The sequence below is a fragment of the Aquabacterium lacunae genome (assembly GCF_004310865.1).
Taxonomy (GTDB): domain Bacteria; phylum Pseudomonadota; class Gammaproteobacteria; order Burkholderiales; family Burkholderiaceae_C; genus Aquabacterium; species Aquabacterium lacunae.
Window position 1 is genome coordinate 1 of sequence record NZ_SIXI01000008.1, and the last position, 17781, is coordinate 17781.

Sequence of the window (17781 nt, forward strand, 5' to 3'; positions counted from 1 at the left end):
AAACACCCAAAGGAGCCGACCAGACAGTAGACTTATCCACATCCGAGCAGTCCGCTTCTTCGTCAACCTAGTGGCTCAGTTTTGGACGTGACGCCTGGCTCAGTTTTGCTCGTGATTCAACAGGCCAGGGCATGGACGCGGTCGTGATGCACTGGTTGCATCACCGTCCTGGCGACTTCCGTGTGGTCAGGCATCGCGATGGACGCCTGGTGGGCGTCGTACTGATGCTCGAGCTGGCGGAGGCCTCGCCGCAAGCCCGAGCTGGTGACCCCGCGGTGGCTCGCCTGTGGACGCATGTGCAGCAGCAGCGTGAGCCTCTGCCGGGTGGCAGTGTGTGGTGTTGCCGCCTCATGGTTGACGCACATGGGGACGCGTTGCCGCTGCCCACGGTCACGTTGTCAGGCATGTGGCTGACCCAGCGCACCCTCACCCACCCCCGTGCCGATTGGAACCTGGCCCTGCACCACAACACCGACGCCATGGCGCCGCTGTACGGTGCCATGACCCGGCTCAACTGGGCGCACCGCTGTCCGGCGCTCGACGACGTCATGGACGGCCAGCACCACGGTGCCTTTGTGCGCGACTGCGTGCGCGAGCCGATCGGGCCCCAGTGGCGCCCGGCAGCGCCGGTGCCACTGCCTGGACAGGCACCACCCCTCGGCAGAGACGACTTCACCCAGGCGGTCCGTGAGGCCTTGCGTCAGTGCCAACGCGATGAAGCCCTGGTCACCAACCCTCTGTGCCACAGCGCGCTGGTCCAGCAAGCGGTCGAGTCTGCCCAGCCCCACGGGGAATGTGCCGTTTTGCGCCAGTTGCTCACCGAGGGGGTGCAAGCGTTGGGCACCCATCCCGCCGACCTGAAGTTCCACCGCGCTTTGCAGGCGACCTGGCTGGTGCCAGGTGCCAAGCAGGAGGCCGTGGCGGCCGACCTGGGCCTGCCCTTCAACACCTACCGCTACCACTTGGCCCGAGGTGCCGAGCGACTGGCCCAGGTGTTGTGGCCTCGGGAACTGTTGGCCCGTCAGGTCCGCGGTGCAGGCATCGAAGGCTGAAGCGACTCAGGCCAGTGCCTGGCTGCGCGTCAACAACCGCCTTCTCGTCTTCTCGATGTTGCTGCGCAGCGCATACAGCTCATCGGCATGCGCCAGCGGCACCGTGATCTGGCTGGCCACGCGGTCGAGTTCGTCCAGCTCGTTGAGCAGTTCGTCGCGGGGGGCCTGGCCTTCGTCCATGCGGGCCTCCACGGCGCGCAGGCGGGCGTACCACCTGAACACGCGCTGGCGCACGCGGTAGGTGTACAGCGGCGGCAGCACGCGTGACAAAGGCAGCAGCAGCACGATCAAACCACCGATGACCAGCCACATGCGCTCCAGCAGGTTACTGGCCCAAAACGGCAGGTAACGCTGCCAGAAGGGCGGCGTGCCGTTGATGGCGCGGTCGCCTTCGGGGCTCACGGGCAGTTCGCTGGTGCGGGTGTTCGGAAAATCTCGCGCGCCATTGAACCAGCCAGCCCCGCCGTGCAGTTTCTGTGCGGCTTGGGCAAACAGCTGGCGCAGCGCGGGGTGGGTCTCGTCTCGGGTCAGCAAGGCGGTGGTGGCGGCCAGCAGGCCGATGTCTTGCGGGGGCAGGTCGCCGGCCAGGTCAACCATGCCGCGCGGCAGGCTCACGGTCTGCAAAAACGGGAAGCGGCGCGACAGCGCGTCGGCATGCGGCAGGTCGGCCAGGGCAATGCCAGGCTGTCGCAGCAGCCACTGCACCACGGGCGATTCGGGCGCTGTCACCAGCACCAGGGCATCGAGCTCGCCGGCCTGCAGGGCGTGGGCGGCTTCTTCAGGCGGCAGTTCGCGCGCCTGCACCGCGGCCAGGTCCAGGCCATTGGCCTGCAGCAGGCGCCGCACCAGATCGGGCACGCCGCTGCCCGACTGGTCCACGTTCACGCGCAGGCCTTGCAGCTGGCCCAGTGCGCTCAAGGGAGGCGGCGGTGGTGCCTTGGCTGCTTTGGGGGCCTTGCCTGCCGGCACCAGCGCTGCTGGGCGGTAGAACACCCACAGCGGTTCGTAAAACAGCGCACCCAGCGAGGTGATGCCGGCATTGGCATCGGCGCTGGTGTCGTCACTGCCACCGCGCACGAAGGCCACATCGGCCGTGCCGTCACGCAGGGCCTGCAGGTTGCCCACCGTGCCTTCGGTGGTCAGCAACTGCACCTTGATGCCCTCTTGGGCCAGGGCCTTGGCATAGCGCTGGCCGAACTCGGCATAGGCGCTGCCCGCCGGGCCCGTGGCCAGGGTCACGGTGCGCGGGGGCTGGGGGTCGAGCCACCAGTAAGCACCCGCCACCAGGGCGGCCACCAGCAGCAGCACGGGCCCGGCCGATGCCAGCAGGTCGCGCAGGTCTTCGAGCAGGGCGCGCAGGGCTTGCGCGGTGACGCGGGGTTGATCAGCCATGGTGGGCTCCTGCAGCATGGCGGGCCAGCAGCGGGCTCACAAAGCGACCCAGCCGCGCCAGCCCTTCGGCCAGGTCTTGTTTTGAGGCCGCGCACGACAGGCGCACATGCTGCCCGCCGCTGCTGGGCCCGAAATCCACCCCCGGGGTCAGGGCCACGTGGGCCTGTTGCAGGGCCTGCTCGCAAAACTGCATGGCGCTCAGCCCCGTGGGGCTGACGTCGATGTAGGCGTAGAAGGCGCCATCTGGCCGCACGGGCACGGGCAGGCCGATGTCGGCCAGGCCTTGCAGCACCAGGGCGCGGCGCTCGGCAAACTCCTGCTTGCGCGCTTCGCACACGGCCAGGCTGTCGGGCGTGAAGCAGGCCCGCGCGGCCATTTGCGCTGGGGTGCTGGCGCAGATGAAGTAGTTTTGCGCCAGGCGCTCCATGGCGGGCACCAGGGCTTCGGGCACCACGGCCCAACCCAGGCGCCAGCCGGTCATGCCGAAGTACTTCGAGAAGCTGTTGATGACGCAGGCGCCCGGATCAGTGGCCAGGATGCTGGGCGTGGCCGAGCCATCGGGCTGCGGGTCGGACAGGTTCAGGTAGATCTCGTCGACGATGCGCCAGGCCCCGCGCGCCTCGGCCCACTGGCACAGCGCCGTCAGCTCGGCCGGGGGCACCGAGGTGCCCGTGGGGTTCGACGGCGTGGCGATCATCAGGCCGCGGGTGCGGGCACTCCAGTGGCGCTGCACCGCAGCCAGGTCCAGCTGGAAGCGGCTGTTGGCGGTGGTGGGCACCAGCCGCACCTCGGCCCCGAAGCCCGCCAGGAACTGCCGGTTGCAGGGGTAAGACGGGTCACCCACCAGCACCTCGTCGCCCGGGTTCACCAGGGCCGCCGTGACCAGCAGCAGCGCGGCCGACGCACCGGCCGTGACCACCACGCGCTCGGGCGCGATGTGCAGGCCGTGGGCGTGGGCATAAAAGCCGGCAATCGCCTCGCGCAGTGCGGGCAGGCCCAGGGCGCCGGTGTAGGGCAGGGCTTCGTGCTGGGCCACGCGGGCCAGCTCGGCGCGCACCGCGGGTGGCGCCCCGAAATCAGGCTCGCCCAGGTTCAGCTTGATCACGCGGTGGCCCTGGGCTTCCAGCGCAGCCGCGCGCTTGCCGAACTCCATGGCCAGGAAGGGCGCGATCTGTTGGGCGCGAAGCGAAGCGGGCATGGGCGAAGACATCAAGGGGCATCCGGGCAGAGACAATGGCAGCACCGCAGTGTGCCCAAAATTCAGGAGTGATTCTTGTCTGCCCCCACGCCTTCCCCACGCCTTGAACCCGACCTGCTGTCGCGTGCGAACTTCGTTCAGCACTGCCACGACGTGCTGGAGGTGCTGGACGTGACCTCAGGCGCTGTGCTGGGGCTGCAGGGCCACTGGGGCAGCGGCAAAACCTGGGTGCTGCAGGCGCTCAAGCAGCGCTTGGCTGAGGGGCACACGGCCGCGGGCCAGCACTGGGTGTGGATCGACGTGAACCCCTGGATGTTCAGTGGCAGCAACCAGGTGGTCGAGCAGGTGCTCGACGAGATCGGCAAGCAGTTCCTGGGTGGGCAGGTAGCCGCGCAGTTCAAGAAGTTCAACGGTGCTTTGGAAACCGCTCAGGGCATTGGTGATCAGGTGCTCAAGTTCCGAAGCCTGCTGGGCAAGGCCCGTGGGCACATCGACTGGGTGGAGGCCGTGTCACCCCAGGTGGCCGCCCTGATCAAGCTGGCGGCGCCTGCGGCAGAGGAAGACGACGAAAAGGACGACAGCAAGCCAGAGCCCGAGGTCGACAAGCAGCCCGATCGCGAGTCGCTGCACGACCTTAAGGAAGATCTCACAAAGAAGTTGCAGGGCGTGAACTTCAAGGTCGTGATCGCCTACGACGACCTGGACCGCATGCCGCCGGTCGAGGTGTGCGAGGTGATCCAGGCCATCAAGGCCGTGGCGAACTTCCCGAATGTGGTCCACCTGATGGCCTACGACGAAGCGGTGGTGGCCAATGCGCTGGAACAGCACCTCAAGATCGACAACGGCCGGGCCTATCTGGAAAAGATCGTGAACTATGAGGTGGTGGTGCCGGCGCCGTTGCCCAGCGTGTTCGATGAGGCCTTGTCGACCAAGGTGCAGAGCGTGTTGAACACGGTGCACGCGCTGCCAGTGCAAGAGTCGCAACTGCAACACGCAGTCTGGCAGCGGGCGCTGCGAGTCACCTCGGGGCTGATGAAGTCACCCCGTGATGTCGAGCGCTTGCTGGTGCGCTTCCAGCTTGCGGTTCGTAAACTGGGGCTGCAGATCGACCTTCGCGATCTGCTCGTGGTGGAAGCCCTGGCGCTGAAGCACCCTGAAGCGATCCGAGAGTTCGGCATGACCTACGCCTCGTGGACCCAATCTGTGAACCGTTCTGGTGAGCAGAAGAAGCCGGTGTTGGTGCTGAGCAGCTTGCCGGTGGCCAGTCATTCGGCTGCAGTGTTCCTGATCGGGCTGTTGTCTCAGGGCACCGGCGAAACGCCTCGCGAAGTCACCGGGCGCGGCCTGGAAGAGCGTGGCAACTGGTTGAGCTGGTGGCAGCACAGTGACACCGAGCAGACCCTCACCACGAAGGAGTTGCTGGACGCCACGCAAGACGAGGACGCATTCACCCGATCGACTCTGTGGAACCGGGTTGATGTGGCGATCGAGCACATCCAGCAACGGTTTGCCGATGACCAAGCCAGCGCACAGAAGGCATTCAAGGTGATGTGTGGCGCCTGTGTGCGGCGCCAGAAGGTGGATGACGCACGCGCGCTGATGGCCCGCATCCACCAGCCTGATGAATTCCTCACCCAGTGGATCAAGGCATTGAAAGACGATGAGTTGAAGGACACATGGACTGCGCTGGTTGATTTGTGCTCGGAAGACTCGCTGGAGATGTTGTTCTCTCGGGCCAAGGCTGCCGCATTTGATTTGGCTGCTTTGAAGGAGGTTCGCGAGAGGTGGCTACGTGATCAGTCAAAGAGAATCTTCGGCATGTATGTCATTGACAGCACGGCAGTGGTCGCACTCGAGCAAATCACCTTGGAGTTGAGCCAGGCTGAGTTCGTCGCGTGGATGCGCGAGTACTTGCCTACAACCAGCCATGGAAAAGTGCTTGAGCGATTTGAAAAGCAGATCAGTGAGTGGTGTGTTTCAACGAGCCAGGGTGCATCAAGGAAGGCAGCAGTACGGCAAGCTGTCGGTGAGCACTTGAGGCAATCAGGTTCGTGCAGGCAAGAGTGAAACGCGGGTGCAGCGCTCAAGCCGCCTTCCCCCGCCCCCTCACCCGCCACCCGATCACCCCCAGGCTGGCCATCACCATGGCCCACACCTGTGGCTCGGGCACCGGGTTCACGCCGCAGTAGCCCGAGGTGCACAGCATGTAGGTGCTGCTTTCTGTGCCCAGTGCGGCTGTTTGCGCGGGGCTGCCCAGCACCGTCACGGCGTCGGCCATGGGCTGTGCCGGGGCTTCCAGCAGCAGCGCTGCAATGTTGGTGTGGCCGTTGCTGTCCACGTTCAGGCTGGGCACCATGCCCGCAGGGCCCCAGTCGAACTCGAACTCGAACACGGCCAGGCCGGCCGCCTGGTCCACCGTGATCGACGCGTGCTGCATGGCTGCATTGGCCTGCAGTTGCAACGTGCTGATGTCGGCCAGCGCCAGATCACCCGTGGGGGCGGGCAGGCTGGGGTTGGCGCCGAATTCACCGTACCAGCCCGCGGCCACCACCCGCATTGACGGGTCGAAGCTCAAGGTGAAGCGGCCCGACACGATGGCATTGAAGCTGTCGGCGGGCGGGGTGTGCCCATTCAGCTTAAGAAACCCTTGCCATCGGGGTTTGCGCCAGTGCAAACCAGGGGCATTGCGCCCCTGGTTTCAGCCCTGTGTCAGCCCTTGCGGCGCCGCGCCACGGCGGCCACACCCACACCGGCCAGCACCAGCGCCCAGGTTTCGGGCTCGGGCACGGCAGCCACCACCGAGCTCACGCGCAGGTTGTCGATGGCCAGGCCATCGTCGGCACCGGTGGCGTTGAAGTCTTGCCAGCGCAGCCACAGCTTGCCGGCGGGCATCACGTTCAAGCCCGTGATGCTGCCGCTGATGAGGGCGTTGACGGCATTGCCATTCAAGGCGCCCACTGCGCCGGCGGTCACCACCGACCTGAAATCGAGCGCATCCACGTCGACCCAGGTGCCGGTTTGCAGCGAGGTGGCGTCCAGGCTGTACTGGAAGTCGAGGCGGTCGCTGCGGCCGGTGTTGCCCAGTCGCCATTGCTCGCCGGTGTACGAGATGTTCAGCCCCACGAGCTTGTCCATGCCGATGCTGACGTTGGTCAGCTCCACGCCGAACACGGCGTTCACCGCGCCCGACTGCAGGCTGCCCAGGGCGCGGTCGGTGCTGCCGGTCGCACCAAAGCTGTAGCTGTTGCCGGTGTTGCTGCTGCCGGTGCCCACGCCATAGCTGGTGTTGGCCGAGGTGCCGGTTTCGACCAAGGCCCAGCCTGCAGGCAGTGCCGTGCCGGTGGCGCCCGGGGCGGCCAGGGTGTCGAAGTTCTCGGTGTAGTCGATGCCGGTGCCGACCTGGGCGTGGGCCTGGGTGGCGGTCAGTGCCATCAGCGTGGCCGTCAGGAGGGGTGCAAGGGTGCGGGACATGGTGGTTGCCTCAAACGGTGGGGGTCATCAGAACAGGGGCTGCGCGGCGGCGTGCAGCCAGGGCGGCCACGCCCACGCCACACAGGGCCAGCACAGGCAAGGTGGGTTCGGGCACGGGTGTGATGGCCGTGACCGTGTAGCTGCCAAAGCCGGTGTCGCCTTGCGCGCCCGTGTAGAAGAAATGCGCTTCAGACAAATCGGTGAAGCCGGGCACCAGGGCCACGTGCGGGCGCAGCGCCGTGTCGGTGCTGGTGGTGTCGGCATGCACCAGGCCCAGGAACTGGCCCTGTGCGTAGGCGGCCAGGCTGTCGGGGGCCAGGGTGTAGGTCTGGCCGTTGAAGCTCAGGCTGAAGCTGCTCAGGGGCAGGTCGCCGTCCAGCGGCAGGCCATCGGGGCTGTCGGCATGGCTGAACTGCCCCGAGAAGGTGGCGCCGGCCAGGGGGCCCGAATCGGTCACGCCCGAGAACGTGAAGCTGGCGGCCGAAGCATGCAGGCTGCACAGGCTCAGGGTCAGGCCAAGGGCCACGCCCAGGGTGCGGCGGATCAAGTGGGTCATGGTGAAACCTAAGGTCAGCGGACGAAGCTGCGGTTGTCCAGTTGGGCGCAAGGCACGCCCTGCAGCAGGATCAGGGCGCGCGCGGCGGCGGGGCCCTGGGCATCGGGGTCGGCCAGCACCAGGGCATCCGACGCACCCGAGGCGCGGCACTGCAGGTGGCCGGTGGCCCACGGGGTGTCGCTCTGCACGCCCATGGCGCGCAGCACGGCGGTCAGATTGAGCAGGTCGGTGCCCGGGCGGAAGTCGGCGATCGTGGCGCCACCGCTGTAGGCGCTGGTGAACACGAACTGGTCGGCACCGGCGCCGCCTTGCAGCGTGCGGCGGCCAGCGCCCACGGTGATCAGGTCATCCTGGGCCGTGCCCGAGAAGATGGTGCCCGAGGCGGTCAGCACACTGGGGTACAGGTTCAGGCCCACCAGCACCGGGTCGTGGTCAGACGACTTGTACATGTGCGGCTGGTAGGGGTCGGGTGCGCAGGTGGCACAGGCCGGTTGCTTGAACTCGAGGTTGTAGTCGTGGGCCAGGCCTTCGTCGGCGTTGATGTGCCATTCGCGGGTGCCGCTCACCTTGCTGGCCAGCGTGGCCGTGGCCAGCGCGTGGTCCAGCCGGCCGGCGGCGCCATCGAACACGTAGGAATAGCCGAAGCTGTTGAAGCGGCCCACCAGGTCGACCAGGCCGTTGCTGGTGAGCGTGTGGATCGGGTCTTCCTGCGCGTAGGCATTGAAGTCACCCACCAGCAGCACATCCGGGCTGCCGCTTTGCTGCTGCAGCTGGGCCACGAAATTGCGCAGTTGCTGGGCTTGCTGCACGCGGGTGTCGTTGAAGCAGCCCTGGCCGTCGCCCTGGTCGGCATCCAGCCCGCTGGCGCCCGAGCAGCCCTTCGACTTCAGGTGGTTCACCACCAGGCTGAAGCCCATGCCGTTGGGCGTGGTGAAGGCCTGGCCCAGCGTGGGGCGGTTGTTGATGGCGTGGGTGTCGCTCAAGGGCGCGCCCTTGGGGCTCAGGCGGGCCGGCTTGTAGATGATGGCCAGGCGGATGGCGTCGGTGCCCGTGCCTTGCGCCGGCAGCGCAATGCTGGCGTACGTGCCTGCACCCACCTGGGCATTGAGCGCGTTCACCAGGGTCTGCACGGCGGTGTTGCCGTTGTTCTGGATCTCCATCAGGCCCACGGCGTCGGCATCGAGTGTGCTCAGCGCGGCCACGATCTTGGCCTGCTGGCGCTGGAATTCGGTCAGGTTGTTTGCGCCACGGCAATTGGAGGCGCTGGTGCTGGTGCCCAGCGTGCAGCCCTGGCCGGTTTTGCCATCGGCGGTCTGGCCATTGGTGAAGGTGGTGAAGTAGTTCAGCACGTTCATGCTGCCCACCTTCACGTTGCCACCCACGGCCGGGGCCAGGGTGGGGCGCGGGTTGCCCGACACGTGCGTGACCGGCACCGTGGGGATGATGCGGTAGTCGGCCAGACCGGTGTTCGACGCGGTGGCCAGGCCATAGTCGATCACCCCGGTGATGGCGCCCAGCAGGTCACCGGCACGGGCAATGCCCTGCGGGCCCGTGTAGGGCGTGGGGTTCACGTTCTGGGCGGTGCTGCCATCGTCCAGCACGATGCGGCGCGCGGCGTTTTGCTGGGCCATGCTCACCGCCTCGGGTGTGCCGGGGCGGTGGCGGTTGGTGGGCGTTTCCAGGCGGCCACCGGCCGACAGCGTGAGCTGGCCGTAACGGGCCTGGAAGTAGTTCTGGTTGATGGTCAGCGGGCCGGCCAGCGTGACCAGCATGCCTTCCACCCGCTCCAGGCCACCGGTCAGGGGCAGGCTGATCGGTGTGGGCGCGATGCTGTACCCGCTGCCCAGCACCGTGACGCCAGTGGGCGAGGTCAGTTGCGTGACGGTGTGGGCCAGCGTGAGGGCGTTGCTGGCGGCGCCGGTGTTGAACTCGGTGACCCGGCCGCTCAGGCGCAGCCACTGGCCTGGGCTCACGCTCGGGGCCGTGCTGGTGAACACGAACATGCCATCGGACGTGGCCTCGTCGCCATCGCCCACCAGCGCTTGCAGGTAAAAGCCGTTGTTGTTCAGGCGGGTGACCACGCCCTCGGTGGTGACCGTCTGCCCGACCAGGGGGCTGGTGCTGCCGGGGCCCTGGATCTGGTGGATCGGGGTGAGGCTGCCTGCAGGCGGGGTCTGCGCGTGGGCCTTGTGCCAGCACAGGGCCAGCGCGCAGGGCACCGCCAGGGTCAGAGTGAGTTGAAGGAAGCGTTCCGTGCGTTCGCGATGATTGGGCATGACAGGGGCCTGGGTGCCGAGAAACGGCGATGCCCCATGCTCAGCCCCTTGTGTGAAGCCGCCTTGTCAGAACCGTGTCAGGCCGGTGTCAGGGGGGTGTCAGTCGGACCACCCGCCCCAGTTCAAGGTGGGCGGCGAAGGGGCCAGGGCCTGCACCGGGTAGTGCACCAGGCGGGGGTACAGGCGGCTCCACACCATCACCACGCCGACCAGGGCCAGCACCCCCAGCAGCACCGGTGACCACAGCGCCCCCCAGCCCACCTGGGCATGCACCATCACCAGGGGTGTGGCGCCGGCCGGCGGGTGCACGGTGCGGGTCAGCAGCATCCAGCCCAGGGTCAGGCCCACGGCCACGCTGTACGCCAGCACGGTATCACCCAGCCACAGACCGCAGGCGATGCCTGCAGCAGCGCCGCCCAGGTGCCCGCCCAGCAGTGCGCGCGGCTGGGCCGCAGGCGCCCGTGTCAGCCCAAACAGGAAGACCGCCGAGCCACCGAGTGACGCCAGCAAAAAGGGGTGAACCCGTGGCCCGACCAGCCACAGCGCCAGTGCCAGGCCCATGGCGGCACCCAGCACGCACCAGGCCAGGCGCAGCAGGGGTTTTTGAAGGGCCTGTGCCACCGAAGGCGGCAGGGTGGGCTGCGGCCCGCGCCGAAACGGCAGGCTCAGCCCTCGGGGACTGTGTTTGTGCATGGTGTGGGCTCAGCGAGGGGCTGGCCCATGCCATGCAACTTTCAGGCCGCAGGGTCACTGCGCACAGAGGGTCTCTGGGTTGCCACGGGCTGACACGCCGCCTAAAGTGCATCCATGAGCCAAGCCAAGATCGAGTTCTACAAGGGCCCTGCAGGCGGTTGGGGCGCCTTGCGCAGCGTGGCGCGCCAGCTGCTGCAGCACCGCATCGCGGCCAAGGGCGCCCGCACTCTGCTGTCGGCCAACCAGCCCGATGGCTTCGACTGCCCCGGCTGCGCCTGGCCCGACCGCCAGCACACCAGCAGTTTCGAGTTTTGCGAAAACGGCGTGAAGGCGGTGGCGGCCGAGGCCACGGCCGACCGGGCCACCCCCGAGCTGATCGGCCAGCACACCGTGAGCGCCTTGCGCACCTGGCCTGACCACGACCTCGAAGCCATGGGCCGCCTGACCGAGCCCCTGGTGTACCGCCCGGCCACCGACCGCTACGAACGCATCACCTGGGACGAGGCCTTCGCCACCGTGGCACGCCACCTGCGGGCCTTGGCCTCTCCCGACGAGGCCGTGTTCTACACCTCGGGGCGCACCAGCAACGAGGCGGCCTTTCTGTACCAGCTGTTCGTGCGCGAGTTCGGCACCAACAACTTCCCCGACTGCTCGAACATGTGCCACGAGCCCAGTGGCATGGGCCTGAAGGCGAGTGTGGGCGTGGGCAAGGGCACGGTCACGCTGGAAGATTTCGAGCATGCCGACTGCATCCTGATCTTCGGCCAGAACCCGGGCACCAACCACCCGCGCATGCTGGGCGAATTGCGCGCTGCCGCCAAACGGGGCGCCCGCATCCTGAGCTTCAACCCGCTGCGCGAGCGGGGCCTGGAGCGTTTTGCCGACCCGCAAAGCCCGGTGGAGATGCTCGGCGGTGGTGCCACGGCCATCACGTCCGACTACTTCCAGCCGCAGGTGGGCGGTGACATCGCGGCCCTCAAGGGCCTGATGAAGCACCTGCTCACGCTCGATGTGCAGGCGCGTGCCGAGGGGCGCGCACCGGTGCTCGACGACGCTTTCATTGCCACGCACACCCAGGGCTTCCAGGCCCTGAAAGCCGACCTGCTGGCCGAGCCTTGGCCATTGATCGAGCGTGAATCGGGCCTGAGCCAGGCCCAGTTGCACCATGCGGCCGAAGTGATCGCCCGTGCGCAAGGCGTGATCGCCTGCTGGGGCATGGGCATCACGCAGCACCGCCACGGTGTGGGCGCGGTGCAGATGATCGCCAACCTGCTGCTGATGCGCGGCATGGTGGGCCGGCCTGGTGCGGGCCTGTGCCCGGTGCGTGGCCACAGCAATGTGCAGGGTGACCGCACCATGGGCATCGACGAAAAGCCCACCACCGCCTTCCTCGACCGGCTGGAGCGGGTGTACGGCTTTGCGCCCCCGCGCCATGAGGGCTTCGACACCATCGGCGCCATCGAGGCCATGCGCGACGGGCGCGCCCATGTGTTCTTCGGCATGGGCGGCAACTTCGCGGCGGCCACGCCCGACACGCCCGCCACCTGGGCCGCGCTGCAGCGCTGCGCCCTGACCGTGCACGTGGCCACCAAGTTCAACCGCAGCCACACCGTGCATGGCCGCGAGGCCCTGGTGCTGCCCTGCCTGGGCCGCACCGAGATCGACCAGCAGGCCACCGGCCCGCAGCACGTGAGCGTGGAAGACTCCATGAGCACGGTGCACCTGTCGGCCGGCATCAACGAGCCAGCCTCGCCGCACCTGCTGTCCGAGCCCATGATCGTGGCGCGTCTGGCCGAGGCCACCTTGCCCCACAGCCGCGTGCCCTGGCGCTGGCTGGTCGAGGACTACGACCGCATCCGCGACCACATCGAGCGGGTGTTCGACGCCTTCCAGGGCTTCAACGAGAAGGTGCACCACCCTGGCGGTTTTCGGCTGCGCAACACGGCCAGCGAGCGGGTGTGGGCCACGCCCAGCGGCAAGGCTCAGTTTGCGGTGCACGCCATCCCGCAGGACACGGCGGTGCACGAGGCGCGGGATCAGGCCCGGCAAGCCGGCCACCAGCCCGAGCGCGTGTTCGCCCTGACCACGGTGCGTGCCCACGACCAGTACAACACCACCGTGTATGGCCTGGACGACCGCTACCGCGGCGTGTTCGGCCAGCGCCGTGTGGTGTTCGTGAACGCGGCCGACCGTCAGGCCCTGGGGCTGGCCGAAGGCGCCTGGGTGGACCTGGTGGGCTGCGCCGCAGGCGACACCACCGAGCGTGTGGCGCCGGGTTTCAAGCTGGTCGATTACGACATCCCCACGGGCTGCGTGGCCGCCTACTACCCGGAGACCAACGGCCTGGTGCCCTTGAGCAGCCATGCCATCGGCGCCCGCACGCCCACGTCGAAATCGGTGCCCGTGACCTTGCGGCCCGCGCAGGAGGCGTGAGCATGGCAGTGCTTGCGCCGCCGGGGCTGAGCCCTGCGCTCGTGCAGCGCCACACCCAGGGCGCTTGCCAGCAGGCCGATGACTGGCTGATCGACGAACAGCCCGTGGCCCTGGTGTTCAACGGCCTGTCGCACGTGGTGATGATGGCCACCCCGTGGCAGCTCGACGAGCTGGCCGTGGGCTTTGCCCTGTCAGAAGGCCTGATCGACAGCCTGGACGCGCTGCGCGGCGTGGAGGTCGAAGCCGCCCCTGATGGCCTGGGCCACAGCGTGCAGCTGGAGGTCTCGCCCCGTGCCTTCGAGCAGATCAAATCACGGCGACGCCAGCTGGAAGGCCGCAGCGGATGCGGTCTGTGCGGCATCGACAGCCTGCAGGCCTTTCGGCAGGCGTGGCCACGGGCTGCCCAGCCCAATGCCACCCAGATCATCCCGCGGCTCAACACCGAGGCCGTGCAACGCGCCGTACGCGCCCTGCCTGACTGGCAGCCCTTGCAGGCCCGCAGTGGCGGCTGCCATGCCGCGGCCTGGTGCAGCCCTGAGGGCCAGGTGCTGTGGGCCCGTGAAGACGTGGGGCGCCACAACGCGCTCGACAAGCTGATCGGGGCCCTGGCCCTGCAGCACCCCCAGCCTGCCGTGCCGCACCGCGAAGGTTTCGTGCTGGTCAGCAGCCGGGCCAGCTACGAGATGGTCAGCAAGTGCGCGCGGGCCGGCCTGCCCGCCCTGGCCGCGGTGTCGGCGCCCACGGCCCTGGCGGTGCAACTGGCCCACCACAGCGGCCTGCAGCTGATGGGCTTTTGCCGACCAGGTTCAGCCGTGGCGTACGCCTGAGGCTGGCGGCCTGTCCAGCCCTGGCTCACACCTCGGCGTAATTCACCACCGAGCGGATCGACTTGCCTTCGTGCATCAGGTCGAAGGCGTGGTTGATGGCCTGCAGGCCCATGGTGTGGGTCACGAACGGGGCCAGGTTGATCTCGCCCTTCATGGCGTCTTCCACCATGCCGGGCAGTTCGCTGCGGCCCTTGACGCCACCAAAGGCCGTGCCCAGCCACTTGCGGCCCGTCACCAGCTGGAAGGGGCGGGTGGAGATTTCCTGGCCGGCACCGGCCACGCCGATGATGACCGACTGGCCCCAGCCGCGGTGCGCGCATTCCAGCGCCGCACGCATGACCTGGGTGTTGCCGATGCACTCGAAGGAATGGTCGACACCCCAGCCCGTCATCTCGACGATGACCTGCTGGATGGGCTTGTCGAAATCTTTCGGGTTCACGCAGTCGGTGGCGCCGAACAGGCGGGCCAGCTCGAACTTGTCGGGGTTGGTGTCGACCGCGATGATGCGGCCGGCGCCGGCCTTCTGTGCGCCATGCACCACGGCCAGGCCGATGCCACCCAGGCCGAACACGGCCACCGAATCGCCCTTCTGCACCTTGGCGGTGTTCTTGACCGCGCCCAGACCGGTGGTCACACCGCAGCCCAGCAGACACACCTGCTCGGGGTTGGCGTCGGGGTTGACCTTGGCCAGCGACACCTCGGCCACCACGGTGTACTCGCTGAAGGTGCTGCAGCCCATGTAGTGGTAGATGGGCTGGCCGTTGTACGAGAAGCGGGTGGTGCCGTCGGGCATCACGCCCTTGCCTTGGGTGGCACGCACCGACACGCACAGGTTGGTCTTGCCGCTCTTGCAGAACAGGCATTCGCCGCATTCGGCCGTGTACAGGGGGATGACGTGGTCGCCCGGCTTGACGCTGGTCACGCCCTCGCCCACCTGCACCACGATGCCGGCGCCTTCGTGGCCCAGCACCACGGGGAACAGGCCTTCGGGGTCGTCACCGCTCAAGGTGAAGGCGTCGGTGTGGCACACGCCGGTGTGCGTGATGCGCACCAGCACCTCGCCCTTTTGCGGCGGGGCCACGTCGATTTCAACGACCTGCAGGGGCTGGCCAGCGGCGAAGGCCACGGCGGCACGGGACTTGATCATGGGGTGGGGCTCCGGTGTCAGGGAAGGGTGGGGGTCAGCGCAGGTAGGTGCGCACCAGGGTGGTCAGGTCTTGGGCCAGCTGCTCGGGCGGCCCGGCTTCGGCCAGTTGCTCGCGGATGTGCGAATCCATCACCTCGGCCATCAGGCCATTGACCGCACCGCGCAAGGCGGCCAGTTGCTGCAGCACCGGGGCGCAGTCGGCGCCGCTTTCGAGCGCGCGTTCCAGTGCCTCGGCCTGGCCCTTGATGCGGCGCACGCGGGTCAGGGCCTTCTTTTTGTCAGCGGGTGAATGGGGCATGGGCATCAACCATAGTGGGGGGGAGTATACGCACCCCTTTCACAGCCGACAATCCCGCCATGCCTTTGACCGCCGACCTCGCCCCAACCCGCACCCTGCTCTTCGTCTACCACTCCATGACCGGTGGCACGCGCCAGATGGTCGAGGCCGCCGTGCGCGGCGCGCAGGCCGAGGGCACGGTGCAGGTGGTGCTCAAAACGGCGGCCGAGGCCGGCCCCGCCGATGTGCTGGCCGCCGACGGCCTGGTGTTCGCCACGCCCGAAAACCTGGCCGCCATCAGCGGCGCGTTGAAGGATTTCTTCGACCGCAGTTACTACCCGGTGCTCGACCAGGTGAATGGGCGCCCTTGCGCTTTCATGGTGTGCGCGGGCAGCGATGGACAGAACGCCGTGCGTCAGTTGCAGCGCATTGCCACGGGCTGGCGCCTGCGCGTGGTGGCCGAGCCGCTGGTGGTGTGCACGCACGCACAAACCCCCGAGGCCATCGCGGCCCCGAAGGTGCTGGACGACGACGCGCTGATGGCCTGCGAAGCGCTGGGCGAATCGCTGGCCACCGGGCTGGCGCTGGGTGTGTTCTGAGCGCTGGAGTGCGCGCCTCAGCACCGCGCCCCGGGGCGCAGCCCACACCCTCAGTTCGCCAGGCCGCGGCCGCCTTTGCGGTTGCTCAGGCCATGCTGGGGCTGGCGCACCGCGCGGTACATGTCGCGGTGGGTCATGCCGATGCCCTTGAGGAACTCGTCGCGCACGGCCAGCACGGTCTCGACCGATTCGTCGCTCTCGGCATCGATCAGGTAGCCCTCGATGCGTTCGAGCTCTTCGATCTGGTCCTCGCTGAAGCTGGGCCGGGCCCAGGTCGGCAGCATGGTGCACTCCTTCAGGCCCCAGCGGGTGGGCTGGTGATGCACTTCACCTTGCACGAGCTCGCGCGTCAGGTCTTCGAGCTGGCCGCTGTCGAGGTCTTGCGGCACCCCGTGTTCGAGCCATTGCGCGGCCACGACGCGGGGTTCGGCCACATCCATCACGATGCGGCACGTTTGCAGCTCGGCGTAAGGGTGAGGCCGGAACTGCCAGTGCCCTGAGAACAGGCAGGCAGGTGCGATCCGGTGCTCACTGTCTGAAGAGACGTTGTCCAACCAGTTCATGGCGTCTTCCTCCGGTGCTGCAAGGGTCACTCACTGATGCCCATCATGCTGAAAAGAACGCCGCTTGTGGTGGGAGAAATGCGGGGTCAACCCTGGCTTCGGGGTTTCTTTGCAACGAGGCCCCACAAGGGGGCCGAATGCGCCTATGCTGGAGAGCTGCCTCGATGGCTTCAGGCCCCCTTCACAGGGCCGGTTCGGCCTCTCTGGTGCCCGCAGGTTCTTGCGAGAAGAACTCGGTTCGCTGGTAAAGCATCACTTTCAATGCACGTTCAGCGGAAATGTCGGCAAAGCTGGCTGGGTTGCCCAGGCGTTGCACGAAGGTGAAGCCGGGCGCGTGTTCCGCCATCAGATCTTGCAGAAACCCAGGGCCCAGCTTGGGTGAATTCAGGCACAGCAGGGCATGGCCACCGGGCACCACCAGGTCGGCCAGGCGCCGCATGAGGCGGGCATAGTCTTTCTCGGCCACGAAACTGCCCTTCTGGTAGCTGGGCGGGTCGGCAATCAGCAGCTGGTAAGGCCCGCTGCGGGTGATCTTGCCCCAGCTGCTGAATATGTCGTGGGGCAAAAAGCTGGCGCCGTGGGTCAGGCCATTGAGCTGGTGGTTCTGCTTGCCGATGTTCAGCGCGCCGCTGGCCATGTCCACGTTCACCACCTGGTGCGCGCCGCCCTGCAAGGCCGCCACCGAAAACGCACAGGTGTAGGCAAACAGGTTCAGCACGCGGCCCCCGGGCTGCGCAGCCATGGCTTCGCGCACCCAGCGGCGGCCTTCGGCCATGTCCAGGAACAGGCCATGGTTGAAGCCCCGCGGCAGGTGCACCTTGAAGCGGGCGCCGGCTTCTTCGACCACATGGGGCTCGGGCACGTGGCCGCACAGCACCTGGGTGTCGGCGCGCACATCGCTGCGGTGCTGGAACACCAGGTTCAAGGGCTGGCCCGGGGCGATGGCGGCCCAACGCTGGCTCAGGGCCTGCTGCACCTGCGCCACCTCGTCCTCGGGCACCGGGGCGAAGCTGGTGAGCAGGAACACCGGTGGGTAGGCGTCGAGCGTCCAGTGCTCGCTGCCCGCGAAACGCCCGCCGCGGCCATGGAACAGGCGGCAGGCCTCGGTGGGCACGTGGTCAAGGGCCGCAATGGCGTCGAGCAGGGGCTGGAGGGGCACGGGCAGGGGCACAGGCATTTGGGCGCCAGGCAGGTGGTGGGCACGAAAGGCGCATTGTCGCTGCCCCGGGAAAGTCCGGGGCGCTTCGGTCAAGCCGGTGGGCGTTTCGGGCAATGCCGGGAAAGTGTCGGGTGTTTA

At 67.8% G+C, this 17781-nt stretch carries 16 protein-coding genes; 5 read left to right on the forward strand and 11 right to left on the reverse strand.

The features are described from left to right. The first annotated feature begins 131 nt into the window (after positions 1–131). Positions 132–1052, forward strand: a complete 921-nt coding sequence (locus tag EYS42_RS15565; RefSeq protein ID WP_130969125.1) for a hypothetical protein — start codon at positions 132–134, stop codon at positions 1050–1052. 6 nt (positions 1053–1058) lie between these two features. Here EYS42_RS15565 and EYS42_RS15570 read toward each other — a convergent pair whose 3' ends face one another. Together EYS42_RS15570 and EYS42_RS15575 are read right to left on the reverse strand one after the other, a co-directional pair. Further along, on the reverse strand, positions 1059–2444 hold the full coding sequence (locus EYS42_RS15570) for a TAXI family TRAP transporter solute-binding subunit (RefSeq protein ID WP_130969126.1): 1386 nt from the start codon (positions 2442–2444) through the stop codon (positions 1059–1061). Further along, the gene (locus EYS42_RS15575) at positions 2437–3642 is read right to left on the reverse strand and encodes an aminotransferase class I/II-fold pyridoxal phosphate-dependent enzyme (RefSeq protein WP_130969127.1); all 1206 of its coding nucleotides are present in this window, start codon (positions 3640–3642) and stop codon (positions 2437–2439) included. The genes EYS42_RS15570 and EYS42_RS15575 overlap by 8 nt, the downstream gene beginning before the upstream one ends. Before the next feature lie 75 nt (positions 3643–3717). Here EYS42_RS15575 and EYS42_RS15580 point away from each other — a divergent pair, with 75 nt between their 5' ends. After that, entirely contained in the window at positions 3718–5709 is a 1992-nt protein-coding gene (locus EYS42_RS15580; protein WP_130969128.1) for a KAP family P-loop NTPase fold protein, read from the forward strand. A gap of 16 nt (positions 5710–5725) precedes the next feature. Here the strand turns inward: EYS42_RS15580 and EYS42_RS15585 are convergent, their stop codons facing one another. From EYS42_RS15585 to EYS42_RS15605, 5 genes are all read right to left on the reverse strand, one after another. Continuing rightward, positions 5726–6316, reverse strand: coding sequence for a PEP-CTERM sorting domain-containing protein (locus EYS42_RS15585; protein ID WP_130969129.1), 591 nt, complete (start codon positions 6314–6316; stop codon positions 5726–5728). Between the two features lie 35 nt (positions 6317–6351). After that, on the reverse strand, positions 6352–7113 hold the full coding sequence (locus tag EYS42_RS17365; protein WP_130969130.1) for a PEP-CTERM sorting domain-containing protein: 762 nt from the start codon (positions 7111–7113) through the stop codon (positions 6352–6354). A gap of 10 nt (positions 7114–7123) precedes the next feature. Further along, positions 7124–7669, reverse strand: a complete 546-nt coding sequence (locus tag EYS42_RS15595) for a hypothetical protein (RefSeq protein WP_130969131.1) — start codon at positions 7667–7669, stop codon at positions 7124–7126. Positions 7670–7683: 14 nt separating this feature from the next. Continuing rightward, positions 7684–9945 carry an ExeM/NucH family extracellular endonuclease gene (locus tag EYS42_RS15600; protein WP_130969132.1) on the reverse strand — a complete coding sequence of 754 codons (2262 nt, stop codon included), beginning with the start codon at positions 9943–9945 and terminating at the stop codon, positions 7684–7686. 99 nt (positions 9946–10044) lie between these two features. Next, entirely contained in the window at positions 10045–10638 is a 594-nt protein-coding gene (locus EYS42_RS15605) for an HPP family protein (RefSeq protein ID WP_130969133.1), read from the reverse strand. 114 nt (positions 10639–10752) lie between these two features. Here EYS42_RS15605 and EYS42_RS15610 point away from each other — a divergent pair, with 114 nt between their 5' ends. After that, complete coding sequence (locus tag EYS42_RS15610; protein ID WP_130969134.1) at positions 10753–13071, forward strand: FdhF/YdeP family oxidoreductase; 2319 nt, start codon at positions 10753–10755, stop codon at positions 13069–13071. 2 nt (positions 13072–13073) lie between these two features. Further along, positions 13074–13898 (forward strand): formate dehydrogenase accessory sulfurtransferase FdhD, encoded by an 825-nt coding sequence (gene fdhD / locus EYS42_RS15615; RefSeq protein ID WP_130969135.1) that lies wholly within the window; start codon positions 13074–13076, stop codon positions 13896–13898. Positions 13899–13923: 25 nt separating this feature from the next. On the opposite strand, the gene EYS42_RS15620 is transcribed toward fdhD, so the two are convergent. After that, positions 13924–15042, reverse strand: coding sequence for an S-(hydroxymethyl)glutathione dehydrogenase/class III alcohol dehydrogenase (locus EYS42_RS15620; protein WP_130969241.1), 1119 nt, complete (start codon positions 15040–15042; stop codon positions 13924–13926). A gap of 37 nt (positions 15043–15079) precedes the next feature. Beyond that, the gene (locus EYS42_RS15625) at positions 15080–15343 is read right to left on the reverse strand and encodes a metal/formaldehyde-sensitive transcriptional repressor (protein ID WP_130969136.1); all 264 of its coding nucleotides are present in this window, start codon (positions 15341–15343) and stop codon (positions 15080–15082) included. Between the two features lie 59 nt (positions 15344–15402). On the opposite strand from EYS42_RS15625, the gene EYS42_RS15630 reads away from it, so the two are divergent. Continuing rightward, positions 15403–15921: a flavodoxin family protein gene (locus EYS42_RS15630; RefSeq protein ID WP_130969137.1), complete on the forward strand. Its 519-nt coding sequence runs from the start codon at positions 15403–15405 to the stop codon at positions 15919–15921. A 50-nt stretch (positions 15922–15971) separates the two neighbouring features. Here EYS42_RS15630 and EYS42_RS15635 read toward each other — a convergent pair whose 3' ends face one another. Continuing rightward, a complete protein-coding gene (locus EYS42_RS15635; RefSeq protein ID WP_130969138.1) occupies positions 15972–16484 on the reverse strand; it encodes a hypothetical protein in 513 nt (170 codons plus the stop codon). Positions 16485–16665: 181 nt separating this feature from the next. Beyond that, complete coding sequence (locus EYS42_RS15640) at positions 16666–17661, reverse strand: class I SAM-dependent methyltransferase (RefSeq protein ID WP_130969139.1); 996 nt, start codon at positions 17659–17661, stop codon at positions 16666–16668. Positions 17662–17781: the final 120 nt, after the last annotated feature.

Coding starts and splice junctions, on each gene's coding strand:
- EYS42_RS17365 (WP_130969130.1), bottom strand. CDS start 7,113: ATGTCCCGCACCCTTGCACCCCTCCTGACGGCCACGCTGATGGCACTG.
- EYS42_RS15570 (WP_130969126.1), bottom strand. CDS start 2,444: ATGGCTGATCAACCCCGCGTCACCGCGCAAGCCCTGCGCGCCCTGCTC.
- fdhD (WP_130969135.1), top strand. CDS start 13,074: ATGGCAGTGCTTGCGCCGCCGGGGCTGAGCCCTGCGCTCGTGCAGCGC.
- EYS42_RS15605 (WP_130969133.1), bottom strand. CDS start 10,638: ATGCACAAACACAGTCCCCGAGGGCTGAGCCTGCCGTTTCGGCGCGGG.
- EYS42_RS15600 (WP_130969132.1), bottom strand. CDS start 9,945: ATGCCCAATCATCGCGAACGCACGGAACGCTTCCTTCAACTCACTCTG.
- EYS42_RS15625 (WP_130969136.1), bottom strand. CDS start 15,343: ATGCCCCATTCACCCGCTGACAAAAAGAAGGCCCTGACCCGCGTGCGC.
- EYS42_RS15575 (WP_130969127.1), bottom strand. CDS start 3,642: ATGCCCGCTTCGCTTCGCGCCCAACAGATCGCGCCCTTCCTGGCCATG.
- EYS42_RS15640 (WP_130969139.1), bottom strand. CDS start 17,661: ATGCCTGTGCCCCTGCCCGTGCCCCTCCAGCCCCTGCTCGACGCCATT.
- EYS42_RS15565 (WP_130969125.1), top strand. CDS start 132: ATGGACGCGGTCGTGATGCACTGGTTGCATCACCGTCCTGGCGACTTC.
- EYS42_RS15595 (WP_130969131.1), bottom strand. CDS start 7,669: ATGACCCACTTGATCCGCCGCACCCTGGGCGTGGCCCTTGGCCTGACC.
- EYS42_RS15630 (WP_130969137.1), top strand. CDS start 15,403: ATGCCTTTGACCGCCGACCTCGCCCCAACCCGCACCCTGCTCTTCGTC.
- EYS42_RS15610 (WP_130969134.1), top strand. CDS start 10,753: ATGAGCCAAGCCAAGATCGAGTTCTACAAGGGCCCTGCAGGCGGTTGG.
- EYS42_RS15635 (WP_130969138.1), bottom strand. CDS start 16,484: ATGAACTGGTTGGACAACGTCTCTTCAGACAGTGAGCACCGGATCGCA.